Here is a 25,923-nt window from a genome sequence, read left to right on the forward strand (position 1 = left end):
CCGACGGTCCACCCGACCGCCCGGGCCCGTCGGGGCACCACCCGTGCCCCGGCAGCGCGGTAGCGCGGCATCCCACCGCAGCCCGCACCGCTGCACCACCGCACCGCAGCACCACAGCACCGCGAAAGGAACGACCGATGCGCATAGCCCTGGTGACCTCCCCCGGCTCCGTCGAGATCCGCGAGACCCCGCGCCCCGAGATCGGCGAGGACGACGTGCTCGTCCGGATCGCCGCCTGCGGCCTCTGCACCATGGAGGCCAAGCTCTACACCGGTGCCATGCCCGTCTACCCCGTGGCCGCCGGCCACGAGGTGTCCGGCCGGATCGAGCAGGTCGGCGCGCGCGCCGCCGCGCTGGAGGACGCCCCCGCCGTCGGCGACCTGGTCACCGTGGACCTGCTGACCCGCTGCGGCACCTGCCGCCACTGCCGCTCCGGCAACAGCGCCATCTGCGCGTCCCCGCAGGGCAGCCTGCTGCCGGACGGCAGCATCAGCATGGGCGCCGGGCTCGCCGAGTACGTCCGGGTGCCGGCCGCCCACGCCTGGCCGGTCGGCGACGCCGACCCGCTGCACGCCGCCATGGGCGAGCCGCTGGCCTGCGTCGTCCACTCGTTCCGGCGCGGCTCCTTCCAGCCCGGCGACCGGGTCGCGGTGATCGGCGGCGGCTTCATGGGCCGGCTGCACCTGCTGCTCGGCAAGCACCACCAGGCCCGCTCGGTCACCGTGATCGAGACCGACGGGACCCGCCGCACCGCGGCCCTGGCGGCCGGCGCCGACCACGCCGTGACGCCCGAGGAGATCGACGAACTCCCCAAGGCCGACGTGGTGTTCGTCACCATCGCCTCCCGCGAGGCGATCGCCGCCGGCTTCCGCGCCGCGGCCGACGGCGCCCGGCTGGTCCTCTTCGGCGGCTCCCACGACACCCCCGACGCCGTCCTGCCCGGCTACGAGGTGCACCGCCGCCAGCTCACCGTGACCGGCTCGTACAGCCAGGAGCCCGCCGACTGGCGGGCCGCCGCCGCCCTGCTGCGCGGCGGAACGCTCGCCGACCGGCTGGCCCCGCTGGTCACCTCGCGCCACGAACTGGCCGACGTGGACAAGGCGTTGACCGAGAGCTCCGGCTCGCCGGTGTTCCGGGTCTTCGTCGAGCCCCGCTGACCCTCCACCCCTCACCACCCTCCACCCTCCTGACACCCCGTCGGACGCCCTCCAGGCGTCGGACACCCACCCGCACCCGCACCACCAGGAGACCCCCATGAGCACCACCCCCGCCGCCACCCGCCCCACCCTGCGGATCGGCGCCCAGCTCCACCCCCAGCACTGCGACCTGGCCGACCTGCGGGCCGCCTGGCGCGCCGCCGACGAGCTCGGCGTCGACTCGCTGTGGACCTGGGACCACTTCATGCCGCAGACCGGCGACCCCGCCGGCCGCCACTACGAGTGCTGGTCGCTGCTGGCCGCGATGGCCGTCGAGACCAGCCGGGCCACCATCGGCTCCCTGGTGACCTGCACCGCCTACCGCAACCCCCACCTGCTCGCCGACCAGGCCCGCACCGTCGACCTGCTCAGCGGCGGCCGTCTGGTGCTCGGCGTCGGCGCCGGCTGGTTCGAGCAGGAGCACCGCGAGTACGGCTACCCCTTCCCCGGCCCCGGCGGCCGGATCGACGCCTTCGAGGAGGCCGTCACCGCGATCCGCGACCGTCTGACCCGGCTCAACCCGGCGCCGGTCGGCCCGCTGCCGATCCTCATCGGCGGCGGCGGCGAGAAGCGCACCCTGCAGGCCGTGGCCCGCTACGCCGACCTGTGGAACTGGTACGGCTGGGACTCCACCGACCCGGTGGCCGAGTTCGCCCGCCGCAGCGGCCTGCTCGACGACTGGTGCGCCAAGGTCGGCCGCGACCCGCGCGAGATCGGCCGCACCGTGATGATCGACGCCCCGCAGACCGGCCTGGCCGAGGCGTTCGCGGCGGCCGGCGCCACCGAGATCATCGTCTCCGTCCCCGGCCCGTTCGACCTCGCCCCGGTCCGCGAGCTGCTCGCCCTGCGCGACGGCCTGGCCGGCCGATGAGCGGAGCCGGGCAGCCGGGCGGGCGTCCCGGCGCCGGGTTCCACGGCCTGATGGCCGCCCTGCTGGCGTCCAGCGCCGGCATCGGCCTGGTCTTCCCGCTGACCAGCATCTACATCAGCGACCAGCTCGGGCTGGGCGGAACCGGCGCCGGCAGCTACTTCGTGGCGATGGCCGCCGCCGGGTGCGCCGCCGCGGTCCTCGGCGGCCCCCGGGCCGACCGGGGCAGCGCGGCGGCGGTCGGCGCGGTCGGCACCACCTCGCTGGTCCTCTCGTACGCGCTGCTCGGCGCGGCGGGCGGCAGCCTGCCCGTGACGGCCGCCGGCCTGCTCGCGGGCGTCGGCTACGGGCTGCAGTACGCGGCCATCACCGGGGTGGTCACCGCCCTGGTGCCGGCCGCGGCGCAGCGCCGCGCCTTCGTGCTGCGCCATGTGATGACCAACGCCGGCATGGGCCTGGGCGCCACCGGCGGCGGGCTGCTGCTCGCCGCCGGCCGGCCGGCGGGCACCCTGCCCTGGCTGTACGAGGCGGCCGCCGCCGCCTCGGTGCCGCTCGCCGTGCTCTTCCTCCTGGTCCACCGGCGCCGTCCGGCCGCGCCAGCCATACCCGACGCTGTACCCGACCCGCAGAGCTACCGGACGCTGCTGCGCAGCCGCCCGATCGCCCTGCTGATGCTCGCCCAGGCGCTCTTCGCGACCGCCGGCTTCACCCAGATCGAGGCGACCGTCCCGCTGCTGCTGCACCACGGCATGGGCATCGGCCTGGCCGGCGTCAGCGCGGTCACCGCCGGCAACGCCCTCGTCCTGCTGCTGCTCCAGCACCCCGTCGCCCGGCGCCTCGAAGCGCTGGCCGAGGAGGCCGCCCTGATCGCGGCGCCACTGCTGTGGTGCGCCGCGTTCGGCGCGGGCGCCCTCGCGACGGCCACCGACGGCGCGGCCAGGACCGCCCTGCTGGCCGCCTTCGCCGCGCTCTTCGCGATCGGCGAAATCGCCTACTCCTCGGCGTTCTTTCCGCTGCTGGTACGGTTCTCGGGCCCCGCCTCGCTCGGCCGGGGCAGTGCACTGTCCTCGCTGGCCTGGAGCACGGGGACGGCCGTCGGGCCACCGCTGGGCATCGCGGTCGTGACGGCCACCGGCACCGGCACGGGCTGGCTCGCGCTCGCCGCGGGCGCCGCGGTGGTCCTGGCCGTCACCCTCCTGCTGCGCCACGCGGCCCGATGAGCGCACCGAGCCGGCCGCGGCCCGGTGCCAGAACCACCCACCCTGCGTACGGGGAGACGAACGGAGCTTCCGTGTCAGAGCTGAAGACCGAGCTGACGACCGAGCCGAAGACCGCGCCGGAGACCGCCCGCCGGACACCTCCGGCACCGGCCGCCACCCCGGTGCCCCGGGCCGCCGCCCCCGGCCGCTCCGCCCGGACCACCGGCCGGCCGGCGACGGTGCTGCCGCCGCTGGTGTTCGGCCTGATCCTGCTGGGCGCCTGGGACGTCGTCACCCGGACCAAGGCCGTCTCGGCGTTCTTCCTGCCCTCCCCCGGCACCGTCGCCCAGGCCTGGGTCGACGCGATCACCGACGGCGGACTGCTCGGCTACACCTGGCAGACCGTCGTGGAGAGCGCCGCCGGCAGCGGCCTGGGCATCGCGGCGGCCCTGCCGCTCGGCTACCTGATGGCCCGCAGCACCATCGCCGCGCGCGCCCTCCAGCCCTACCTCGCCGCCTCCCAGGCCGTCCCCGCGGTGGCGCTCGCGCCGCTGCTCGCCCTCTGGATCGGGTACGGGCTGCTGCCGATCGCGATCCTCTGCGCGCTGCTGGTCTTCTTCCCGATGCTGGTCAACACCATGCTCGGCCTGCGCGAGCTCGACCCCGACGTGCTCAACGCCGCCCGGGTCGACGGGGTGGGCCGGTGGGGCATGCTGCGCCACATCGAGTTCCCGCTGGCGCTGCCGAGCATCCTCGCCGGGGTGCGCACCGGGTGCACGCTCTCCATCACCGGCGCGGTGGTCGGCGAGTTCGTGATGGGCGGCGAGGGCCTCGGCCAGCTGCTGGCCGTCCAGCGCGGCCAGGCCAACTCGACCGGCCTGTTCGTCTCGCTGCTCACCCTCACCCTGCTGGCCGCCGCCACGTACGGAACCGTCCGGCTGGTCGAGCTGACCGTGGACCGCTGAGCCCCTTCCCTTCCCGCTCCTGTTCCCGTTCTGCCAACAACCCTACGAACAAGGACTGCCGCATGCCCAAGACCACCGCCCGCACCGCCGGAGCGCTCGCCCTCCTCCTCGCGGGCAGCGCCACGCTCTCGGCCTGCGCCTCCGACCCGACCGCCGCCAAGTCCTCGGACGGCAAGGCCGGCGGCGCCGTCACCGTCGGCCTCACCTACATCCCGAACATCCAGTTCGCCCCCTTCTACGTGGCGGAGAGCAAGGGCTTCTACAAGGAGGCCGGGCTCAAGGTGACGCTTCGTCACCACAGCTTCACCGACGACCTGTTCGGCGCCCTGACCGGCGGCCAGGAGGACGTGGTCTACGCCGGCGGCGACGAGATGCTCCAGGCCCGGGCCAAGGACCTGCCGGTCGTCGACATCGCCACCCTCTACCACACCTACCCGGTGGCGATGCTGGTGCCGCAGGACTCCCCGATCCACACGATCGCGGACCTGCGCGGCCACAGCGTCGGCACCCCCGGCCCCTACGGCGAGACCTACTTCGGCCTGCTGGCCCAGCTGAAGGCCGGCGGACTGACCGCCAAGGACGTCAACGTCCAGCACATCGGCTTCACCCAGCAGGCCGCCCTGGTCGGCAAGAAGGTCGACGCCGTGATGGGCTACCTCAACAACGACGCCGTCCAGTTCCAGCAGGCCGGCCTCGCCGTCCGCCCTGTCGAGGGCACCGGCGACGCCTCGGCCCTGCCCCTGGTCGCGGCCGGCCTCGGCGCCACCAAGGCCACCCTGGACCAGCGCGGCGACGACGTCCGCAAGTTCGTGGCGGCCACCCTGCGCGGCGTGCAGTACACCATCGACCACCCCGACGAGGCGGTGTCGATCAGCAAGACCTACATCCCGGGCATGAACGACCAGAAGCAGCAGGACTCCGCCCTCGCCGTCCTCAAGGCCACCACCCCGCTGATGCAGCCCCCCACCGCCGGCAAGCCCGGCCTCAACGACCCGGCCACCTGGGACAAGATGGCCACCTTCATGAAGGACGCCGGCCTGATCGACAAGCCCGTCACCCCCACCGACGCCTTCAGCAACAACTACCTGCCGTAACCCCCCACTTCACGCACCGCCGCGTCTCCTCGTACGGCGAAGGACGCCGACGGCCCCGGTCCGGATCGCTCCGGACCGGGGCCGTCGGTCGTCGGCTATCGGTTGTCAGCTGGTCGTCGGCGCGGCCGTCGGTCAGCTGACGCCGATCTCGCCCAGCTGCATGTAGCGGTCACCGAACTGGTCGACCCCGAGCCTGGTCCCCGTGATCCGCACGTAGCGGGCCGTGGTCGGCGCGAACGGGAGGACCTGAGCGGCGGCACCCGGCCTCGGCTGGTCGCGCCGGTCGGCGACGGTCGTCCAGTTGACGTTGTCGGGCGACACCTGGACGGTGAAGTCGACCGGGAAGCCAAGCCCGGTGTTCGCCCCGTCGGTGCGCGGGGTGAGCCGGACCTCGCTGACCAGGCTCGCGCTCTGCAGGTCGACGGAGATCCACTCGTTCGCCGCCGCCGTGGGCGACTTGAGGCTGCTCCAGCCCATCGAGTAGCCCTGGGCCGAGTTCCGCACACCGTCGGTGGCGGCGGTACGCCGCCACCCCTCGGCCTCGACGGAACTCGAAGCGGTCACCGGCCGGTTGGCGGCCAGGTTCTCGCCGGCGGCCTCGATCTCGGCCAACTGCATATGGTAGTTGCCGGCCGGGTCGGTGCGCAGCCTGGTCCCGGTGACCTTGACGTAGCGGACGTCGGTGGGCGCGAACGGGAAGGACTGCGCGGACGCGTCGGGCCTCGGGTGGTCGCGCTCGTCGGCGACGGTGGTCCAGTTGGCGTTGTCGGCCGACACCTGGACGGTGAAGTCGACCGGGAAGCCCAGACCGGTGTTGGCCCCGTCGGCGCGCCCGTAGAGGTCGAGGCGGCTGATCCGGCGGCGGGCACCGAGGTCCACCGTCACCGACTCGGTGTGGTCGGTGGACAGGTTGTCGATGCTGCTCCAGCCGTTGGTGCCGGTCGGCAGCGAGCGGCGGCCGTCGGTGAGCGCGTTCCTGCCCCAGCCGTCGGCCTCGTAGCTGCTGGAGGCGGTGACGGCGGCGCCCTCGGCGGGGTTGGTGCCGGGATTGAGCCGGACGTCGTCGAAGCGCGCGGAGGCGCCGCCGGTGGCGAGGCCGACGTTGCCGACCGGATAGCTCGCGTCGGTGAGGGAGATCAGTCGCGTCGCTCCCGCGTACACCTCCAGGGTGGAGCCCCGGGTGAGGACGCGCAGGCTGACCGCCTGGCCGGGGGTGTAGCCGGGCACGGTCGCCGTGCCGAGGGTGGCGCCGCTGCGCTGGACGAACACCTCGCCGTTGTTGCGCAGGGCCACCAGGTAGCCGGTCTGCCGGTCGGTCGGGTTCTGGCTGTGGACGGTCAGGCCCGCCCAGTTGGTGTCCCCGCCCGCCTCGTTGACGCCGGTGATCCGGACGTCGACGGAGGCGGCGACGTCGCCGTAGGTGCGCCCGGCCACCCCGGAGACGGTGTCCCAGTCGGCGGCCGGGTCGCCCTGCACGTACGCCTGGTCACCGGTGACCGACCAGTCGCCGCGGATGTGGCGCCACTCGGTGTCGCCACCGGAGGAGAAGTCGTCGACGAACGGGTAGGAGGCGTCGGGACCCGCGGTGGTGAGGGCGTCCAGGATCTGCTTGTGGCGGTGGCTGATCTCCGCGCCCGAGGTGGTGAACTCGGTGGTGCTGGTGATCAGCGAGGAGGTCAGGGCCCGGGCCAGGACCGGCTTGACGGCCGCGAGCTGCCCCAGCAGTTCGTAGTCCTGGATTCCCGCCAGCAGCGCCTCGCTGCGCATGCTGTCGTAGACGTCGAGGGCACCGTCCTTGTTGTTCGGGCGCACCAGGTAGTAGTCACCGTCGTTCGTGCCGCCGAAGGTGTCGAGCTTCTCGTGCGTCCGGTCGTTCGTCCAGATGTTCCAGCCCCAGTGGAGGAAGCCCTTGCCGCCGACGGCCGAGACCATCCACGGCGTCAGGCGGGAGTCGGCGAGCGGGTAGCTGATGTAGCGGTTGAGGTGGCCGTCCTTCGGGTTGGTGCAGTAGTAGAGCCAGAGGTCCTTCCCGGCGAGGCGTCGGCTCTGGTAGTAGCCGGCGTTCGCGTCGTAGTGGTTGTCGCCGACCGGCGTGATGCTGCCGAGGGCGGCGTCGATCGACGGGACGACCGCGTGGTGGGCCTCGTTGGACAGGCCCTGGGGGAAGACCGCGTGGTAGCGCTCGTAGAGCCAGACCGCGGCGGCGGCGGCGCTCTCGTCCCCGCCGTTGGGCTCGTCGACGGCGCTCAGGTAGAAGGCGTCGCTCCACCGGCGGCCGGGGGCGCAGGTCGGCCCCGCGTCCAGGCACTTGGTGTCGAGGTGGGCCTTCAACTGGGGGAGCACGGCGTCGACGTAGCTGGTGGCCTCGGGCGAGCCCGGGGTCAGGTAGCCCAGCTTCACCTTGCCGTCGCCGGAGCCGGCGTCGACGAGCGCCTCAAGGGTCTTTCCGTTGCTCTCCAGGAGATGGGGGGTGTAGATGTACTGGAGTGCGCCGGCGTCCTGGAAGAGCTGGACGAAACGGTCGAAATTCTTCCAGGTGAAGACGGGCTTTTCGTTCACGATCGTGGTGTCGGGAAGGGAAAGGCCCTGGAAGTCCGCGAAGACGACATTGTTGCGGTGCTTGGCGAGGTTCTTGGCGAAGTTCCCCATCAGCGTCCACCAGGCCTCGGAGAACGCCTCGACCTTGTTGCCCTCCGCGTCCACGTACTGCTCGGGGATCGAACGCGCCGTCCAGTCGTAGTCCCAGCCCGCGGAGGTGAACCAGTTGTTCATCCGGAACGTCGAGCGGTTCGCCGGGGGCAGTTCGACGTCGTACACCGTCACGGAGACCGGCACGTCCACCGGACCGGCCGAGCTCTCCACGGTGGCCCTGCCGGTGTAGGTTCCGGGCGCCTGGCCGGTGGGCACCGCCACGCTGTAGTGGAAGGGCTGCGTGGTGTTCGCCGCCAACGGATCCTCGATGGCGTTCTCGACGAGCGCGTCGTAGTAGTGCGTGCCGCCGCCCGGCGGATCCTGCTGGTGACCGCTCCGGACCACGTCGACGTTCGGGTGGTCGTACTCCCGGCGCACGGTGATCCGCGAGGAGGGGATCACCGCTCCCCCCGGCCCGGTGAGGTCGCTCGCCCGTACCGACAGGCTGGTCAGCGTCGCCGACGAGCGCACGGCGATCTGGGCGGCCTGGACTTCGTTGCGCGCGGCGAACAGCGTCACCGCGTTCGCCGGGCGCTCGGGCACCGGCGAGGACGAGAAGACGTGGTCGGCCCCGTCGGCGACCCAGACCGAGGGCGCCGCCGCCGCGGCGGCCCCGCCGGGAAGGGCGGCCGCCAGCAGCAGGCACGCCGACGCGGCTATGGAAACCCTTATGGGCGTTTTTCTCACAATGTCCCCCACTGAATTGGTGACTCCGCTTCCGCACCGAGGTCCGATGCACACGGACAGTCGTATCCGAGGACGCATCCGGACGGAAATCGTTTGCGGGAACGGCGCGCGGATTTCCGGCGGGCCGGGGCGGGGTACCGGCTGACGGCCCGTCCGGACGATCGGACACGCCCTACGGGGTGACGCGGGTACCCCACCGCCAGACACGCCCTGGGCCCGCGTGCGGTGCTGTCGGTCGGCGCTGATACGTTCGCCTTCGAATTCGATCCGGTCGAACATGGGGGGACAGAGAGTTGACTCATCGATCTCGTATACCGCGGCCACGCTCGCCGCTCCGCGCGGCGGCGGTCGCGGCGGCTTCGGCCACCGCGCTCGGCATGGTGGCGAGCGGTGCCACGTACGCCACGGCGGCCCCGGCCGCGCCGACCGCCGGGCTGCAGGCCCAGTTCGCCGCCGCGGCCAAGGAGTTCAAGGTCCCGGAGAGCATCCTGCTGGCCGTCTCCTACCAGGAGACCCGCTGGGAGTCGCACCAGGGCCGCCCGAGCACCACCGGCAACTACAACGTGATGGGCCTCACCCAGGTCGACCCGGCGGCCGTCGCGGCGGCCCAGGCCACCGCCGAGCCGGAGGTCGACCTGCGCGGTGACGGCGACCCCTCGGCGACGCCGAGGGCGGTGCCCGCCCCGGCGCCGCCGGTCGACGGCCCCGCGCTGCACACCCTGGAGGCCGCGGCCGGGCTGATCGGCCGGCCCGCGGCGGAGCTGCGCGAGAACACCCTGCAGAGCATCCGCGGCGGCGCCGCGTTCCTCGCCGAGCAGCAGCGCCGGGCCAAGGCGCCGCTGTCCGCCGACCCGGCCGCCTGGTACGGGGCGGTCGTCCGTTTCAGCAACGGCGGTGCGGACGGCCAGGACTCCGCCGAGGGGCGGGAGTTCGCCGACCGGGTGTTCGGCACCCTGAAGACCGGCGCGACCCGGACCACCTCCGAGGGCCAGCGCCTGACGCTGGCCGCCGACCCGACCGCCGCCGCGCACAGCCCGGCCGTCGACCGCGGCGCGGGGAGCCGGCCGGCGGCTCGGGAGAACGCGCTCGCCGCACCGGCCGCCGAGGCCGACGGGACTGCCGCACCCGCCGCCGGGGCCGCCGACCCGATCGAGTGCCCGTCCTCGCTGAACTGCGACTTCAAGCCGGCCGCCTACGCGCAGAACAGCGCCGACGTGAACGACTTCGGCAACTACTCGGTCGCCAACCGCTCCGGTTCGGAGATCGACTACATCGTCATCCACGACACCGAGGGCGGCTACGCGGGCTCGCTGGCGACCTTCCAGAACCCGGCCACCCTGGCCAGCGCGCACTACCTGCTGCGCTCCAGCGACGGACACGTCACGCAGATGGTGGCGAACAAGAACGTCGCCTGGCACGCGGGCAACAAGACCGTCAACATGCGCAGCGTGGGCATCGAGCACGAGGGCTACGCGCTGAGCGGGGCCAGCTGGTACTCGGAGCAGCTGTACCAGTCCTCGGCGACCCTCACCCGCTACCTGGCCGACCGGTTCGGCGTCCCGCTGGACCGCGAGCACATCATCGGCCACGACGAGGTCCCGGGGCCGATCCAGAGCTCCGTGAAGGGCATGCACTGGGACCCGGGCACGTTCTGGGACTGGAACCACTACATGGACCTGGTCGGCGGGAGCGTCACGCCGGACCAGGGGTACGTGATCGGCGGCCGGATCACCATCCACCCGCCGTTCTCCAACGCCTACCGGCCGGTGATCAGCAACGCCCCGTCCCAGCCGGCGAACTTCGTCTACCTGTACAACTCCCCCGGCGGCTCGCTGATCGGCAGCGGCACCCAGAGCGCCTCGGACTGGAGCGACAAGGCGGTGGCCGGCGGCAGCTACGTGGTCGCCGACCTCCAGGGGCAGTGGACCGCCATCTGGTACAACGGCCAGAAGGCCTGGTTCTGGAACGACGGCTCCATCGCCACCGCCGACAACCGCTCCGGCCAGTACGTCCTCACCCCCAAGGCCGGCCTGAGCAGCGTCGCGGTCTACGGCCGTTCCTACCCGGAGTGGGCCGCCTTCTCGGCGGCCGGGGTCCCGGCGCCGAACCCGAACATCGTCGCGCTGGACTACACCCTGTCCGCCGGCCAGCGGTACGTGCCGGCCGCCACCACGCCGGTCCAGGGTGACTTCTACTACGCCCCGACCATCAACGGCAGCGCGGCGAACGACCGCACCTGGGTCACCGGCGGCGTCCGGTACTACCCGATCCGGTACAACCACCGGCTCGCCTTCGTCTCGGCCGACGACGTCGACCTCGTGCCGGCGCCGACCGACGTGCTGGCCGGCGGCGAGCGGGTGCAGCTGCTGGCGCAGACCAGCAGCGGCTCGGTCAACGCCGGCGCCAACTACACCCGCGGCGTCTGGGAGAAGTACCACGCGATCCCGGCCACCGGTGGCGCGGCGGACCCCAATCAGAGCTTCACCCTGCTGTACATGGGCAGCCAGCTGCACGCCGTGACGGTCGCCAACGGGCATGTCTACACCGCCGACCGGAACCTCTACACGGGCGAGTGGAGCACCTGGTTCGACCTGCAGGTCGGCGGCCTCGCCGGTCCGCTCTCCTCCCCCGTGAGCGAGGTGACGGTCGCGGCCACCGGCAACACGATGCACGTGGTCGTCGTCTCCGGTGGCCGACTGCTGGAGGCGGCCGCCGACTACTCGGCGGGCCGCTGGTCCCAGTGGGGCGACATCTCCGACGTGCTCGGCCTGCCCGCCGGCGCGCTGACCAAGATCGCGGCGACCGCCAACGGCAACGTGATGCACATCAACGGCATCGGGACCGACGGCCGGATCCACGGCGCCGACGCCGACTACAACCGGGGCGTCTGGGGCTACGGCGACATCACCGGCGCGGTCGGCCCGCTGAACGGTACGGTCAGCGGCCTGGCGGCCGTCGCCGTCGGTTCGCAGCAGCACCTGCTGGCCCTGGTCGACGGCAGGGTCAAGCAGGCCACCGCCGACTACGCGGCGGGCCGCTGGAGCGGCTGGGGTGACGTCTCCGCCAGTACCGGGCAGACCGTGTCGCTGACCAAGCTCGCCGTCACCTACACCGGCAGCAGCCTCCGGCTGTTCGGCGTCTCCGGCGGGCGGATCCTCAACGCCAACGGCGACTACGCCGCCGGGGTCTGGTCGGGCTGGCAGGACACCCAGTCCCCGGGTGCGGCCGGGCCGATCGACCCGGTCAGCACCGTGGCGGTGGCCGGCATCTGACCTGACCCGCCCTGTTACACCACGGGGGCGGCCCGCCGATACGGCGCGCCGCCCCTGTGGCGTTTCCCGGCCGCGCCCGGCGGCTCAGCCGTCCGCCGGGAGCCGGAGTGTGCCGTAGCGCTGCATCCGCTGCCAGCGGAGCCGGGAGCCGGCGGTGGCGGTGGAGACGGACTGGATCACCACGAGGTACATCAGCTGGCGGTAGACGAACTGCTGCAGCGGCAGGCTCCACAGGGGGCCGAGGCGTTCCCGGTCCAGCCGGAACGCGTAGGCGCCCATCAGTAGTTGGAGCAGCAGGAAGGCGGCCCACAGGCCGAGGATCCGCGTCGGGTCGAGGAAGGCCAGCCCGTACAGGGCGAAGAGGTCGACCACCGGGGCGAGCAGCGGCAGGAGGACCTGGAACATGAGCAGGTAGAGCAGCCCGCGCCGGCCGAGCTTGCCCGCCTGTCCGCCCTGGACGAGGGCGCCGCGGTGCTTCCACATCGCCTGCAGGGTGCCGTAGCACCAGCGGTAGCGCTGGCGCCACAGGGCGCTCAGTGAGGCGGGCGCCTCCGTCCACGCCCTGGCCTTCTCCTCGTAGACGACCCGCCAGCCGGCGCGGCAGAGTGCCATGGTGAGGTCGGTGTCCTCGGCGAGGGTCTCCTCGCCGACCCCGCCGACCGCCGACAGGGCGGAGCGGCGGAAGGCGCCGACCGCGCCCGGCACGGTGGGCATGCACTCGGCGAGGTCGAAGAGCCGGCGGTCCAGGTTGAAGCCGACCACGTACTCGATGTGCTGCCAACGGCCCAGCAGGCCACCGCGGTTGATCACCTTGGCGTTGCCGGACACCGCCCCGACCGAGGGGTCGGCGAACGGCTGCACCAGGTGGCGGACGGCGTCCGGCTCGAACACGGTGTCGCCGTCGACCATCACCAGCAGCTCCGCCCGGGCGGCGGCGATACCGGTGTTGAGGGCGGCCGGCTTGCCGGCGTTCTGCTGCCGGATCACCCGGGTGTACGGCAGGTTCAAGGACTCGACCAGATCGGCGGTGCCGTCGGTGGAGCCGTCGTCGACCACGATCAGCTCCACCGGGTGGTCGGAGGCGAGCAGCGAGCGCAGCGCGGCCTCGATCCCGGCGGACTCGTTGTACGCGGGCACGATCACGCTGACCGGCTCGGTGACCGGCGGCCCCCAGGGGCGGCGGCGCAGCCGCTTGTGCCGGCGGGCCGCCACCAGGACGGCGACGGCGCGCAGCACGCTGATCGCGCCCGCCGCCCAGAGCAGCCAGCCCAGGACGGTGAGCGTCCAGTCGCCGCCCCGGAGGATCCAGAGGAACGCCGTCCCCTGCCAGCGGTCGGCGGCCGTGGCCCGGTGCACGGGGTCGGCGAGGCCTACGGCTTCGCTGACGGTGGCGAGTCGCAGGCCGCGCGCCTTCAGCTGCGGCAGCAGGGTCGAGAGCGCCGCCACGGTCTGCGAGCGGTCGCCGCCCGCGTCGTGCATGAGCACGATCCGCCCCGGGCCGCCGGGGGCCTCGTCGAGGTTCTCCAGGATCCGCACCGTCCCCGGGCGGCGCCAGTCCTCGCTGTCCTGCGTGGTGAGTACGGTCAGGTATCCCGCCTTCCCGGCCTGCCGTACGGCCTCCCACTGGCGGTCGTCCAGGGCGTCCGGGCCGGCGGAGTACGGCGGTCGCAGGAGGGAGCTGGTGACGCCGGCCGCACCGGCCAGGACGAGCTGGCTCTCGCGCAGCTCCAGCGAGCGGCGCCAGGCGGACGCCTCACCGAGGTCGGTGTGGGTGAAGGTGTGCACACCGATCTGGTGGCCCTCGGCGACGATCCGGCGGACCAGGTCCGGGTGCTCGGCGGCCTGGGTGCCGACCACGAAGAACGTGGCGCGCACCCCCTCCCGGCGCAGGACGTCGAGGATCCGCGGGGTCCACGTCGGGTCGGGGCCGTCGTCGAAGGTGAGGGCGACGGTGCCGGGCGCGGGGGCGGCGCTGCGCGGCTGCGGGCCGTCGGCGTCGATCACCGGCCCGCCCTCGCGGATCGCCGCCGGGACGGTGGTCGCGCCCGGGTGCGTGACCGACCCGTCCGGGCGGTCGTCGAAGCCGTGCTGGACATAGCCCTGGAGCAGCAGGGCACCGGAGAGCATCAGCAGCAGGGCCGTCAGCAGCTGCCAGTGGGTGCGCAGCGGGCCCTGTCGGACGACGCCGCGCCGGCCTCTTCGGGGGCGGCCGGGTGCGGCGGGCCGTCGTCGGCGGGCTGTGCTCATGGTGCTTCTCTCGGGGTGCGGGGGTGTTCGTACGGAGGTGGTGTCAGGGCTTGCCGGGCTTGTTGCCCGAGTTCCCCGAGTTGCCCGAGTTGCCCGGCGGGGTGGTCGGGCGGCCGTGCCCGGGCGTCGGCGTCGCGGCGGTCGTGGGCTTCGGCGGTGCCGTGGTGGCGGCGTCCGGAGCGGGGTCGCCGGTCGGGCCGGCGGCCGGTTCGGCCGGTGTCGCCCCGTCGGCCGTGGCCGGAGAGGAGGACGGGGTGGTGCTGCGGCGGGCCGGCGAGGGCGCCGTCGTGCGCGGGCGGCCGGGCGCGGGCGCCGCCTCGGCCCCAGCCGCGGCTTCGGGGGTGTCGGCCGGCGCGGCGGACGGCGTGGGCTCCGCGGCCGGCGTGCTCGGCGCGGGCGGCTGGGGCAGTGGGAGGAACGGTGCGTTCACGGTCGGTCCACCGAGCAGGGTGCTGCCCAGCAGGAGCAGGTACCCGCCGGCCGGCACGGCCAGTACCGCCCCGAGCCGGCGGATCCGACGCTGGCGGCGGCCGGAGGCGTCGACGAACACGGGCGGGGGCGGGGGCGCGGCCCGCTCCTCCCCGGCCCGCTCCTGCCCGACGGCGGTGGCGGTCGGCAGCTCGGCGGTGTCCGGGTCCTGGTCGGGCCATGGAACGTGGTCCCCGGGATCGTCCGCGACGCCGAAGTCCCCGGTCGGCGCCACGGCATCCGGGTGGCCGGGCGGGGGCGCGGGGAAGTACCTCGGGACCAACGGGGGCTGGGCGTGGTCCTCAGCGGTCGGCCACGGGCCGTACGACGTGACGGGCACGATGTCGAGTCCAAGGGTTGTCGGTTCACGGGGTCACCACGGCCCGACCCACAGATCCCGGCGGATCGCGCGGCGAGGAGGCCGTACCTGTTAAGCGCCGACACCCGTCCCGCTGTCACACCCTCCTCGACGGGGCACGCTCGGTCCCCGCTGTACGACGTCCGGCCCCGGACCGTCAGGAGGCCGCCGAGGCCGGCTCGCCGAGGAGGACCGGCAGCGCGCGGTGGCCGTTGGAGATCAGCGAGTCGACCGGCTCCAGCCAGGTGTCCGGGGCGAAGGCGAGGTCGGGGAAGCGCGCGAACAGCCTGCTCAGCGCGGTGCGGCCCTCCAGGCGGGCCAGCGGGGCGCCGAGGCAGAAGTGCGGGCCGTGGCCGAAGGCGAGGTGGTCCTTGAGCGGCCGGGTGACGTCGAACGCGGCGCCGCTGTCCCCGTACCGCGCCGGGTGGCGCCCCGCTGCCGCGTAGCCGCCCAGGATCGGCTCGCCCCGGCGTACCGTCACGCCGCCGGGCAGCTCGATGTCCTCCACCGCGAAGCGCAGCGGCAGGTGGGCGAGCGGGGCGTCGCGGCGCAGGGTCTCCTCCACCACCTCGTCCCAGCCGGCCTCGCCCGCGCGCACCAGGGCGAGCTGGTCGGGGTGGGTGAGCAGGGCGGTGATGCCGTTGTCGATCAGGTTGACGGTGGTCTCGTAGCCGGCCGTGACGATCAGCAGCAGGGTGTCGCGCAACTCCTCCTCGCTCAGTACGGCGGAGCCGCCGTCGGACTCGGTGTCGCGGGCGGCGATCAGCAGGGAGGTCATGTCCTCGCCCGGCACGCGGCGCCTGGCGGCGATCAGCTCCTCCAGCATGGCCTGGAACGCCGCTCCGTTGGCCGCCGACTCCTCGGGGGTGAGGGTGGTGGAGAACACCTTGTCGACCACCTCCCGGAAGCCCTCGGTGTATTCGTGCGGCAGGCCGAGCAGATGGGAGATGACCCGGATCGGCAGCGGATGGGCGAACCGCTCGCGCAGGTCCACCACCTCGCCGGGGGCGGTCGCGGCCAGCTCGTCCAGCAGGGCCTCGGTCAGCTCCTCGACGCGCGCCGTCAGCGCGGTGATCTGGCGCGGTGTGAAGGCGTTGCTCACCAGTCGGCGCAGCCGCCGGTGGTCGGCGCCGTGCGCGTTGAACATGTTGCGCACGCTCACCCAGAGGGCCAGCGGCCAGGTCCGCACCGCCTCGTCGTACGCGGGCCAGTGCAGCAGGCCGTCCTTGGAGACCCGGGGGTCCTTGAGCAGTTCCTCCAGCAGCACGGGGTCGGACACCGACCAGGCCCGGACGCCCAGGATGTCGACCGGTGTGGCCGGGCCTCGGGCGATCAGCTCGGCGGTCTCGGCCTCACGGGCGCGGCCGGTCGGGTCGAGCACGATCGGGTCGGGCGCGGTCAGGTCCAGTACGAGATGCTCCACAGGGGTCCTCCGGTCGATGCGGTACGCGTGCGCGGGCAGCGCCGTGCGCAGGAAGTCGGCGGGGTCGACCTCCTGCGCACGGCGGGGTGTCCGGGTCGGACGGTCGGACGGTCGGACGGTCGGACGGGCAGTCGGCCGGTCAGTAGTCCCAGACCGCCGGCACGAAGCGGAAGGTGCCGCTGCCGGCGTCCGCCACGTGGCAGACGGACGGGAACGGCAGGTGACTGGCCATCAACTGCTCGCCGGACGCCGCCATTTCCGTCAGGAGCCGGGTCCGGATGCGGGAGGACTCCTCCGGGTCGTGGTCGAAGCCGTTGTGCCAGTCGGGCTTCCGGTCCCCGCACTGGAAGATGGCGTCGCCCGCGAAGGTCAGCCGGTCGCCGCCGGACTCCAGGCGGATGATGCTGTGGCCGGGAGTGTGACCGCCGGTGCGGCGGATCAGGACGCCCGGCGCCACCTCGTACTCCTGCTCGAAGGGCCGCAACTGGCCGCGGTACAGGTCGAGGAAGCGCGAGGCGGTCGTGCGGAGCACGTCCGGCACCGGGTCGGGCATGTCGGTCCGGGAGAAGTCGGGCGCCTCCCAGAACTCGGCCTCGGCCGAGGCCAGGTGGACCCGCAGGTCCTTGCGCAGCCGACCCCGCAGCCCCTCGACGAGCAGCCCGCCGATGTGGTCCATGTGCAGGTGGGTGAGGACCACGTCGGTCACCGACGCGGGGTCGATCCCGGCGGCATCCAGTCGCGCGGCCAGCTGCCCGGCGCGCGGGAAGCCCGGGAACTCCGTCCCGAGGCCGGAGTCGACGAGGATGGTCCGGCCGCCGCTGCGCACCACGGACACGTTCAGCGGCCAGTTGATCGACTCCAGCGGCAGGTACATGTCCTGGAGCCAGGCCTTCAGGTCGGCCGGGGCGGCGTTGGTGGCCAGCGTCGTGGGGGAGATCGGCAGCACCCCGTCGCTGATCACCCGCACGTCGATGTCGCCGACCTTCAACGCGTAGCGCGACGGCACCAGTTCGTCGAGTCCCGGCGCGTCGGGGTGGGCGAGGTTGGCCTGGGTCATGGGTGTTCTCCTTACGAAGGGCGTCAGCCGGGAGGCCTCGACGGCGCCACCGCGGGCCGCACCGTCCAGTCACCCCTACAGACCGGCGAGCGGTCCGGTCTGTGACACCCGCCCCCGGCCGGCGGCGGCCTCGTGGCCGGAAATGACGCTCTGTCACAGATGCTGCTCCAGCTCGGTCTTGCTGCCGGGGAACGGACGCCCCGCTCCCACGCGACGCACGACGACGCGCGACGACGCAGGAAACGAGGCCATGTGAAACACCTCCGACCAGTGGCGGCCCTCCTGGCCGCCCTGGTGATCCCCTTCGCGGCACCGGAACTGGCCACCGCGGCCCCGCCACCCGCCCCACCGGCGGTCTCCCTACCGACAGCGGCGTCCGAGGCCGCCTCCGCCGCCGAGGAGGAGCCGGACCTCAGCTACGCCAACCGCACCTCCCCGCCGAGCGGCATGCCGGACTGGTCCCGCGTCGGCTACCGGGGCGGGCAGGACCTGCCGCGCGGCGAGTCGGCCCTCATCGAGGACGCCGCCTGCCGCATATCCCCGCAGAAGCTCGCCGCCACCTACGGGGTGCGCGCGGACGACGGGGCCGACGACACCGCCGGCCTGCAGCGGGCGATCGACGACATCAAGGCCCAGTGCTCGCCCAAGGCCGACTTCAACCGCCTCTCCCTCATCTCCAAAGTTTCCTAGGCAGACCGATAATTGACGGTTTGTCACAGAACGGGGGGCGTTCCCGGTCTTCCTCTACGGGAGCGGGAACGCCCCCTCCGACGCCGGGCCCTCGGGCTCGGCACCACCTATCGGGAGCACCTGATGACGACAACAGTTCTCAAGCGCCGCGGGGTTCGCGCCCTGCTCGCGTTCGCCGTGGCCGCCGCGGTCGCCGTCCCCGGCCTCGGGGCCGCGTCCCCGGCGTCGGCGGACACGCCCGACGGCACCACCAAGGTCGTGGAGGTGAAACTCGACTACAACTACACCGGGGGCAACATCGCCGGGTACCACACGGCGGTCAACCGCCTCCGCCAGGCGGCGGGGCGGTCGTTCCGCGACGACGACGTCTACCTCACCCAGGCGGCGCCGCCCGGCCTGATCGCGCTGCGGATCCAGGACCGCGACGGCGACGAGCTGTCGAGCCTCTACTTCAACCCGGCCAACCTCTACGTCGGCGGCTTCCGCACCAGGAGCGGCAAGCTGTACGCGTTCAACGACGCCTCGGAGAACGTGCGCACCGAGATGGGCCGCGGCGGCCAGGTGAACAAGCTGGCCTTCGGCGGCAGTTACGGCTCGCTCGTCTCCACCGCCGGGGACGAGCCGTCGATCGAGTGGCTGAACGGCTTCATCGGCTCGGCCGAGACCGTCGGCAAGGCCGACCAGCAGATGGGCGACGCCGCCGGCCGGGCCGTCGTCGCCCGGGCGCTGCTCAAGCTGATCGGCGCCTTCTTCGAGGCGGCCCGGTTCACCGACTTCCGCGACGCCTGGGACCCGGTGATCGCCGGGCGCAGCGGCGGCGCGTTCTTCGAGATATCGAACCCCCGGCTGCGGGCGCTGCGCGGCGCCTGGGGATCCATCTCCAAGTTCGCGATCGACCTCACCACCGTCCCGTCCACGCCGCCGCTGACCGTCAACGGCGTGGGTACGTTCGCCACCTGGCAGGACGTCCGGGACCACCTGCGATTGATCCTCCGATAACGGGCCTTCGGGGCCTCCCGGCCGCCGCCGGGAGGCCCGTTCAGCGCGCCGCCAGCAGCGACTCCAGGGCGGCGGTGTCCCCGGCCCGGGCGGCCGCGACGAAGGCCGCCAGCAGCCGCCGGTGCTCCGTCGGGTCGACGACCTCCCGCTGCTCGGCGGCCAGCCGGCGGCGGGCCCGGCTGGTGATCTGGCGGACGTTGACGGCGCTGAGGCGCAGCATCGCGGCGATGTCGGTGTTGGCGTACTCGAAGGCCTCGCGCAGGATGTACACCGCCCGCTCCGTGGGCGTCAGCCGCTCCAGGACCACGAGCAGCGCGGACGCCAGCTCCTCCGCCCGCTGGACGCCGGCCTCCGGGTCGCCGCCGGTGTCGACGGGCTCGGGCAGCCAGGAGCCGAGCGGGGTCTGGCGGCGCGACCGGGCGGACTGGGTCACGTTGAGGGCCAGCCGGGTGGTGGCGCGTAACAGGAAGGCCACCGGGCTGACCACCGCCGAGCGGTCGGTCAGCTGCCAGCGCAGCCACACGTCCTGGACCACGTCCTCCGCCTCGACCGCGCTGCCCAGGATCCGGTACGCGGCGCCGAAGAGGCGGGGCCGCAGCCCCTCGAAGACGGCCGCGGCCTCGTCCAGGCCGGCCTCCCGGGCGGACGGCCGGGTGTCCGGACGCGTCCCGGGCAGGTGCAGGTCTGTCAACACGCTCATCAGGGCTCCGTTTCGCCTGCGGCATCCGTCGATGCCCCGAGGAACACGCTCCCTCCGCGGCCCCCGCCGTGACGCCCCGGAAAGTGCCTGGTCCGCCGCCCCGGGGTACCGGGGGCGGGCACCCCGGGGTACCGGGGCCCGCGCGGGGGCGGGGGCTCAGGCCGTGGCCGCCGCGCCGTCGAGCAGGGCGCCGCCGAGCTGCTTGCGGGAGGTGACGCCGAGCTTCGTGTACACCTTCCGCAGGTGCCACTCCACCGTGTGCGGGCTGAGGAACAGCTGGGCCCCGATCTCGGGGTTGGTCATCCCGCCCCCGGCCAGGCGCGCGATCTGGGTCTCCTGGGCGGTGAGCCCGGTCCGTGACTCGGTCGGGCGCCGGGGCGCCGTCGCGCCGGTGGCACGCAGCTCCCGCCAGGCGCGCTCCGCGAAGCCCTCGACCCCGATCCGGCTGAGCACCCGGTAGGCGGTGCCCAGGTGCTCGCGGGCGTCGGCCCGGCGGTTCTCCCGCCGCAGCCACTCGCCGTAGAGCAGATGGGCGCGGGCGTGGGTGATCCGGACCCCGGTGCGGCCCAGGCGTTCGACGGCCTCCCGGTGGAGGGCCTCGGCGGCCGCTCCCGCGTTCACCTGGGCGCGCACCATGGCGGAGGTGCCGAGGGCCCAGTCGGTGCCGCTGGCCCGGGCCAGCTCGGCGACCCGGTGGGCCGCCTCGGCGGCGCGGGCCGGCCGGCCGCTGCGGGCGGCGGCCTCGACCAGTTCGACCGTCGACCTGATCGCGAGGCCGAGCTCCTGGAGGCGCTCCGCGGCGCGTTCGGCGGCGGCGCAGGCCTCCTCGTAGCGGCCGAGTCCGTTGTACAGCGCGGCCTTCGCCCACTCGCCGGAGCCGGGGACCTCGTCCGGCCTGCCGCAGTGGGGGCCGCCGGCGTCCCGGGCCATGGCGTCGGTCGCTTTGAGCACCTCGGCCTCCCGGCCCCGCCACGGCTCGGTCACCAGGGAGGCGTAGTGGGCGAGGTAGCGGCTGCCGGTGGCCTCGCCGATCGCCCGCGCCTCGGCGATCAGCGCGTCCGCGTGGTCGAGTTCGCCGGCCAGGACGCGGTTGGAGACGAGCTGCAGCAGGGCCGACGGCAGCACCGACAGCGCGCCCGTCCCGCGGGCCAGCTCGACCAGGCGCGCGGAGAGCACCGTGTTGCTGTCGAAGTCCCAGACGTTGAAGGCCATCCGGGCGGCGAGCGGGAACCAGCCGAGGCCCTCCTCCGCCGAGACCTCCTCGGTGCACAGGGCGCCCAGGGCGCGCAGCACGGTGGGCGCGCCCGCCCGGTAGCCGTCGACGGTCATCGCGGCCAGGCCGCGCAGCAGCAGGTCGTGGCGCTCCGGGGGCGGCCCGGGCGGTGCGGCGAGCGCGGCCCGGGCGATGTCGGCCAGCGCGGCGCCGCTCGGCGGCCGGTCGATGATGAGGGCGGCGTGCAGCGCGTCGCGGTAGGTCTGCTGGGCGAGTCCGGTGTCCAGTGCCTCCAGGCGGCCGGCTGCCCGCACCAGCACCGGCAGGGCGCTGCCGGCGTTCTGGGAGGCGAAGACGATCCGCCCGCGCAGCAGCTCCGCCTGGGCGAGCCGGCGCTCGTCCAGCGGGCCGAGGGCGGCGGCGTCCAGCAGTTCGCGCGCGGTGTCGTAGCCGCCGGCCTGGTACTTGGCGTGGGCGGCCGCCAGGGCCCGGCCGGCGCGGTCGGCCGGGTCGGGGGTGAGCTCGGCCGCCCGTTCCAGGAACGCGGCGGCGGCCGCGACCCCGCCGCGGGCCTGCGCCCGGTCGGCGGAGCGCTCCAGTTCGGCGGCGACCTCCTCGTCGGGCCACGCGGTGGCGTTGGCGAGGTGCCAGGCGCGGCGGTCGGGATCGGTGTCCGGGTCGGTCGCCTCGGCCAGCGCCCGGTGCACCCGCTGCCGGGCCTCGGGCGCGGCGGCCCGGTAGGCGGCCGAGCGCACCACGGGGTGCCGGAACCGCACCCGGGTGCCGATCGTGACCAGGCCCGCGGCCTCGGCCGACGGGGCGGCGGAGTCCTCGATGCCCAGCAGGGCGGCGGCCTCGGCCAGCAGGGCGACGTCGCCGACCGGTTCGGCCGCGGCGAGCAGCAGCAGGTGCCGGGCGGCGGGCGGCAGGGCCCGGATCCGGTGCACGAAGCTCTGCTCGATCTGCCCGGCCAGCGGACGCGCGTCGGGGCGTCCGAAGCCGCCGGCCAGCTCCTCGGGGCCGAGCCCGCGGGGCAGTTCGAGCAGGGCCAGGGGGTTGCCCTGGGTCTCGGCGACGATGCGGTCGCGGACCCGCTCGTCGAGCCGGCCCGGGACGGCGGAGTCCAGCAGGGCGCGGGCGTCGCTGTCGCCGAGCCGTCCGACCGTGAGCTGCGGCAGCCCGGTGAACCGGGGCTCCAGGGACGGCTCGCGCACGGCGAGGACCAGGCCGATCCGCTCGGCGAGCAGGCGCCGGGCGACGAAGGCCAGCGTCTGCACGGAGACCTCGTCCAGCCACTGGGCGTCGTCGACGAGGCAGAGCAGCGGGTCCTGTCCGGCGGCGTCGGCGAGCAGGCTGAGCACGGCGAGGCCGACCAGGAAGCGGTCCGGCGGGGTGCCGGCGGTCAGGCCGAACGCGGTGCCCAGCGCGTCGCGCTGCGGGGCCGGCAGGCGGCCGAGCCGGTCCAGGAACGGGGCGCACAGCTGGTGGAGCCCGGCGTACGGGAGCTCCATCTCGGACTGGACGCCGGTGACCCGGGCGGTCCGGAGGCCCCGCGCCCGGGTGGCGGCGTGCTCCAGCAGCCTGGTCTTCCCCACGCCCGGCTCGCCGCGGAGCACCAGGATCCGGCTCCCGCCGCCGCGCACGGCGTCGAGCAACTCCTCCAGCGCCCCGCACTCGCGGCTGCGCCCCAGCATCTCCTGCATCATGGGCCGGCCTCCCCTTCGGTCCCCGCCGGGCCCGGGCCCGGTGGGCCGCCCCGGTCGGGGCCGCCGGGCCCACCCTGCCGCCCCGGCCCGGGGGCCGGCGCCCGGGAAACCCCGGGTCGACCCCCGGGTGTCACCGGGGGGTGCCGGGGGTCCGGGAGGGTCGAGGCCCGGGGCTCCCGGGGGTCCGGGGGTCCCAGGGCTACGGGGGGTCCGGGGGTCCCAGGGCTACGGGGGGTCCGGGGGTCAGGGACGGACGGGCTCTCAGGCGTCGGCCAGGGCGGCGCGGAGCCGGTTGCGCGACTTGACGTCGAGTTTGCTGAACACCTTGCCCAGGTGCCATTCCACCGTGCGCGGGCTGATGAAGAGTTCGGCGCCGATCTCGGAGTTGGTCAGGCCGTCGGCGGCCAGCCGGGCGATCTGGCCCTCCTGGGCCGTGAGGGCCTCGCGCGCCGCCCCGCCCGCGTCGGCCGGGCGGGGCCGGACCGTCTCGCCGGTGGCCAGCAGTTCGCGCCGGGCGCGCTCGGCGAAGGCCTGCGCGCCGAACCCCCGCAGCAGCTCGTGGGCGGTGCGCAGGTGCCCGCGCGCGTCGGCGCGCCGGCCCTCGCGGCGCAGCCACTCGCCGTACACCAGGTGGGTGCGGGCCAGGTGGACGGCGATACGGCCGCGTTCGAGGCGGGCCAGGGCCTCGCGGTAGTGCCGCTCGGCGCCCGGGCCGTCGTCCAGCAGCGCGCGCGAGCGGGCCAGCATGCCGAGGGACCAGTCGGTGCCGGCCGCCCCGGCGTGGTCCTCCAGCCGGCCCAGGGCCGCCGCGGCCCGCTCGGGGGCGTCGGCCCGGGCGGCCGCCTCGACGAGTTCGGCGAGGGCGAAGCCGTGGACGGCCAGGTCCTCGTGCGCGACGGCCAGTTCCGCGTGGCCCAGGGCGTCCCGGTAGCGGCCGAGGCCGTTGTGGAGGACGGCGACGAGGTAGTGCTCCAGGCCGATCGCGCGCCCCTCGCCCCAGGAGGTCGCGTCCCGGGCGGCGCCGTGGATCAGCTCGGCGGCCCGCGGGTCCTCGCCGCGCCAGGCGGTCAGCAGGAGCGCGGGGTACGCCATCGGCGAGTGGCCGGTCACCTCCGCGATGGTGTCGGCCTCGTCGATGAGCGCCGCCGCGAGGTCGAACTCGCCGGCGTGCACGGACAGGGCGGCCCGGTAGCCGAGCGCCAGCGGCAGGACGTTGAGGGCGCCGGCCTCGCGGGCCGAGCGGACCGCCTGCTCGGTCATCCAGTGCCAGGCCTCGTCGTCCCACAGCTCCCCGGCGACCAGCCAGGTCAGCCAGAGCCAGCGCATGGCGTCGCCGCTCCCGCCTCCGGCGTCCGGCCGGAAGGCCCCCAGCGCGGACCGCAGCAGCGGACCGCCCTCGGCGCGGCCGTCGAGGAACCAGGCCGCCAGGCCGTCGAGGAGCAGGTCGGTGGGCCGTGCGGGCAGCGCCCCGGGCGGTGCCGTACGGGCGGCCCCGGCGACCTCCCGGCCCCCGGTCCGCCCGCCCAGGCGGCCGGCGAAGACCGCCGACCCGAGGGCGTCCAGGTACGCCTCGCGCGCGGACGCGTCCCCGGCCCGGGCCAGCCGGCCGGCCGCGTCGAGCAGCAGGGGCAGCGCCTCTCCGCCGCGCCGGCGGGCGAAGGCGACCCGGGCGCGGAGCCGGGCCAGCCGGGCCTGCTGCGGCTCGTCCAGCGGGCCGAGCTGGGCGGCGGCGAGGAGTTCGAGCGCCGCGTCCGGGGATCCGGCGTCGAACGCGGCCTGTGCGGCGGCACCCGCGCGGGTGCCCCGCAGGGCCGGATCGGGCGTCAGTTCGGCCGCGCGCCGCAGGAAGGCCGCCGCCGCCGCGATCCCGCCGCGGGCCTGGGCGCGGCCGGCCGACCGCGCCAGCTCGCCCGCCAGGGCCTCGTCCGGCTCCACCGCCGCGTGGGCGCGGTGCCACGCCCGGCGGTCCGAGTCGGAGGCGGGGTCGGTGGCCTCGGCCAGCGCCCGATGCACCTCCCGGCGCACGGCGGGGTCGGCGGCGCGGTAGGCCGCGGAGCGGACCAGCGGGTGGTGGAACCGCACCCGGGTGCCGAACTCGATCAGCCCCGCCGCCTCGGCCGCTCCCGCGGCGTCCGCGCCGAGGTCGAGCCGCTCGGCGACCCGCCGCAGCAGCGGCGCGTCCCCCACCGGCTCCGCGGCCGCCGCCAGCAGCAGCCGTTGGGCGGCGGCGGGCAGTGCGCCGATGCGCTGCAGGTAGGCCTGCTCGATCTGGCCGGCCAGCGGGCGGGCGTCCGGGCGTCCGAAGCCGCCGGCCAGCTCCGCCGCCGACAGCCCCCGGGTGAGTTCCAGCAGGGCCAGCGGGTTGCCGCGGGTCTCGGCGACGACGCGGTCCCGGATCCGCTCGTCCAGCCGCCCGGGCACCACCGATTCCAGCAGCGCCCGCGCGTCGTCGTCGCGCAGGCCCCCGACCGCGATCTCGCGCAGCCCCGCGAAGGGGTCGCCGCCCGCGCCGGGCGCCGGGGTGCGCGCCGCGAACACCAGCGCCACCCCCTCCGCCAGCAACCGCCGGGCGACGAAGGCCAGCGTCTGGGCGGAGACCCGGTCGAGCCACTGGGCGTCGTCCACGACGCAGACCAGCGGCTGCTCCTCCGCCGCCTCGGCCAGCAGGCTGAGCACCGCCAGGCCGACCAGGAAGCGGTCCGGCGCGGCCCCCGCGCTCAGACCGAACGCGACGGACAGGGCGTCGCGCTGGGGGCCGGGTATGCGGTCGAGGCTCCCCATCAGGGGCACGCAGAGCTGGTGCAGTCCGGCGAACGCCAGCTCCATCTCGGACTCCACGCCGAGCACCCGCAGGACGCGGCACCCGCTCGCCCGCTCCACCAGGTACTCCACGAGGGCGGACTTGCCGACCCCCGGTTCGCCGCGCAGCACGAGGACCTGGCCCCGGCCCTCCCGGACCCCGGCGACCACCTGATCCAGCACCCCGCACTCGCCGCGCCGGCCGCGCAGCCTCCGCCACGGAGCGCCGCCCGCCATCCGCCACCACCCAGCAGTTCGAGGTCAGGGGCCCGGATTGTTCCGGATCGTCCC

The 25,923-nt window shown here is 74.7% G+C and carries 15 protein-coding genes and 1 pseudogene; 8 read left to right on the forward strand and 8 right to left on the reverse strand.

Annotated features, from left to right (window positions below; genetic code table 11):
• Nucleotides 1-137: 137 nt before the first annotated feature.
• From ACFP3U_RS24205 to ACFP3U_RS24225, 5 genes are all read left to right on the forward strand, one after another.
• Entirely contained in the window at nt 138-1,157 is a 1,020-nt protein-coding gene (locus ACFP3U_RS24205) for a zinc-dependent alcohol dehydrogenase (protein WP_380227743.1), read from the forward strand.
• 97 nt (nt 1,158-1,254) lie between these two features.
• Complete coding sequence (locus ACFP3U_RS24210; RefSeq protein WP_380227744.1) at nt 1,255-2,067, forward strand: LLM class F420-dependent oxidoreductase; 813 nt, start codon at nt 1,255-1,257, stop codon at nt 2,065-2,067.
• Nucleotides 2,064-3,284: an MFS transporter gene (locus ACFP3U_RS24215; RefSeq protein WP_380227745.1), complete on the forward strand. Its 1,221-nt coding sequence runs from the start codon at nt 2,064-2,066 to the stop codon at nt 3,282-3,284. Before ACFP3U_RS24210 ends, ACFP3U_RS24215 begins: the two co-directional genes overlap by 4 nt.
• Before the next feature lie 359 nt (nt 3,285-3,643).
• Nucleotides 3,644-4,228, forward strand: coding sequence for an ABC transporter permease (locus ACFP3U_RS24220; RefSeq protein ID WP_380227781.1), 585 nt, complete (start codon nt 3,644-3,646; stop codon nt 4,226-4,228).
• 62 nt (nt 4,229-4,290) lie between these two features.
• On the forward strand, nt 4,291-5,322 hold the full coding sequence (locus ACFP3U_RS24225) for an ABC transporter substrate-binding protein (RefSeq protein ID WP_380227746.1): 1,032 nt from the start codon (nt 4,291-4,293) through the stop codon (nt 5,320-5,322).
• Between the two features lie 132 nt (nt 5,323-5,454).
• Here ACFP3U_RS24225 and ACFP3U_RS24230 read toward each other — a convergent pair whose 3' ends face one another.
• Nucleotides 5,455-8,700, reverse strand: a complete 3,246-nt coding sequence (locus ACFP3U_RS24230; protein WP_380227747.1) for a discoidin domain-containing protein — start codon at nt 8,698-8,700, stop codon at nt 5,455-5,457.
• A gap of 377 nt (nt 8,701-9,077) precedes the next feature.
• Here ACFP3U_RS24230 and ACFP3U_RS24235 point away from each other — a divergent pair, with 377 nt between their 5' ends.
• Nucleotides 9,078-11,972, forward strand: coding sequence for an N-acetylmuramoyl-L-alanine amidase (locus ACFP3U_RS24235; protein WP_380227748.1), 2,895 nt, complete (start codon nt 9,078-9,080; stop codon nt 11,970-11,972).
• 84 nt (nt 11,973-12,056) lie between these two features.
• Here ACFP3U_RS24235 and ACFP3U_RS24240 read toward each other — a convergent pair whose 3' ends face one another.
• The 4 genes from ACFP3U_RS24240 to ACFP3U_RS24255 form a co-directional block, all read right to left on the reverse strand.
• A complete protein-coding gene (locus tag ACFP3U_RS24240; protein WP_380227749.1) occupies nt 12,057-14,219 on the reverse strand; it encodes a bifunctional polysaccharide deacetylase/glycosyltransferase family 2 protein in 2,163 nt (720 codons plus the stop codon).
• Between the two features lie 43 nt (nt 14,220-14,262).
• Nucleotides 14,263-15,027, reverse strand: coding sequence for a hypothetical protein (locus ACFP3U_RS24245; RefSeq protein ID WP_380227750.1), 765 nt, complete (start codon nt 15,025-15,027; stop codon nt 14,263-14,265).
• A gap of 175 nt (nt 15,028-15,202) precedes the next feature.
• Nucleotides 15,203-16,468 (reverse strand): cytochrome P450 family protein, encoded by a 1,266-nt coding sequence (locus ACFP3U_RS24250; protein WP_380227751.1) that lies wholly within the window; start codon nt 16,466-16,468, stop codon nt 15,203-15,205.
• A 139-nt stretch (nt 16,469-16,607) separates the two neighbouring features.
• Entirely contained in the window at nt 16,608-17,525 is a 918-nt protein-coding gene (locus ACFP3U_RS24255) for an MBL fold metallo-hydrolase (protein WP_380227752.1), read from the reverse strand.
• A 252-nt stretch (nt 17,526-17,777) separates the two neighbouring features.
• On the opposite strand from ACFP3U_RS24255, the gene ACFP3U_RS24260 reads away from it, so the two are divergent.
• Together ACFP3U_RS24260 and ACFP3U_RS24265 are read left to right on the forward strand one after the other, a co-directional pair.
• A complete protein-coding gene (locus tag ACFP3U_RS24260; RefSeq protein WP_380227753.1) occupies nt 17,778-18,215 on the forward strand; it encodes a hypothetical protein in 438 nt (145 codons plus the stop codon).
• Nucleotides 18,216-18,338: 123 nt separating this feature from the next.
• On the forward strand, nt 18,339-19,214 hold the full coding sequence (locus ACFP3U_RS24265; RefSeq protein WP_380227754.1) for a ribosome-inactivating family protein: 876 nt from the start codon (nt 18,339-18,341) through the stop codon (nt 19,212-19,214).
• Between the two features lie 52 nt (nt 19,215-19,266).
• Here ACFP3U_RS24265 and ACFP3U_RS24270 read toward each other — a convergent pair.
• The 3 genes and pseudogenes from ACFP3U_RS24270 to ACFP3U_RS24280 form a co-directional block, all read right to left on the reverse strand.
• A pseudogene (locus tag ACFP3U_RS24270) lies at nt 19,267-19,914 on the reverse strand (sigma-70 family RNA polymerase sigma factor); the annotation flags it as partial.
• A gap of 156 nt (nt 19,915-20,070) precedes the next feature.
• A complete protein-coding gene (locus ACFP3U_RS24275; protein ID WP_380227755.1) occupies nt 20,071-22,833 on the reverse strand; it encodes a helix-turn-helix transcriptional regulator in 2,763 nt (920 codons plus the stop codon).
• Nucleotides 22,834-23,094: 261 nt separating this feature from the next.
• The gene (locus ACFP3U_RS24280; RefSeq protein WP_380227756.1) at nt 23,095-25,869 is read right to left on the reverse strand and encodes an ATP-binding protein; all 2,775 of its coding nucleotides are present in this window, start codon (nt 25,867-25,869) and stop codon (nt 23,095-23,097) included.
• Between the last annotated feature and the right edge of the window lie 54 nt (nt 25,870-25,923).

The sequence above is a fragment of the Kitasatospora misakiensis genome, from assembly GCF_042656005.1.
Lineage (GTDB): Bacteria > Actinomycetota > Actinomycetes > Streptomycetales > Streptomycetaceae > Kitasatospora > Kitasatospora misakiensis.

What these genes read in the sequence shown, in the direction of transcription:
- ACFP3U_RS24205 (WP_380227743.1), top strand. Translation starts at nt 138, where the DNA reads ATGCGCATAGCCCTGGTGACCTCCCCCGGCTCCGTCGAGATCCGCGAG.
- ACFP3U_RS24210 (WP_380227744.1), top strand. Translation starts at nt 1,255, where the DNA reads ATGAGCACCACCCCCGCCGCCACCCGCCCCACCCTGCGGATCGGCGCC.
- ACFP3U_RS24215 (WP_380227745.1), top strand. Translation starts at nt 2,064, where the DNA reads ATGAGCGGAGCCGGGCAGCCGGGCGGGCGTCCCGGCGCCGGGTTCCAC.
- ACFP3U_RS24225 (WP_380227746.1), top strand. Translation starts at nt 4,291, where the DNA reads ATGCCCAAGACCACCGCCCGCACCGCCGGAGCGCTCGCCCTCCTCCTC.
- ACFP3U_RS24235 (WP_380227748.1), top strand. Translation starts at nt 9,078, where the DNA reads ATGGTGGCGAGCGGTGCCACGTACGCCACGGCGGCCCCGGCCGCGCCG.
- ACFP3U_RS24240 (WP_380227749.1), bottom strand. Translation starts at nt 14,219, where the DNA reads ATGAGCACAGCCCGCCGACGACGGCCCGCCGCACCCGGCCGCCCCCGA.
- ACFP3U_RS24255 (WP_380227752.1), bottom strand. Translation starts at nt 17,525, where the DNA reads ATGACCCAGGCCAACCTCGCCCACCCCGACGCGCCGGGACTCGACGAA.
- ACFP3U_RS24265 (WP_380227754.1), top strand. Translation starts at nt 18,339, where the DNA reads ATGACGACAACAGTTCTCAAGCGCCGCGGGGTTCGCGCCCTGCTCGCG.
- ACFP3U_RS24275 (WP_380227755.1), bottom strand. Translation starts at nt 22,833, where the DNA reads ATGATGCAGGAGATGCTGGGGCGCAGCCGCGAGTGCGGGGCGCTGGAG.
- ACFP3U_RS24280 (WP_380227756.1), bottom strand. Translation starts at nt 25,869, where the DNA reads ATGGCGGGCGGCGCTCCGTGGCGGAGGCTGCGCGGCCGGCGCGGCGAG.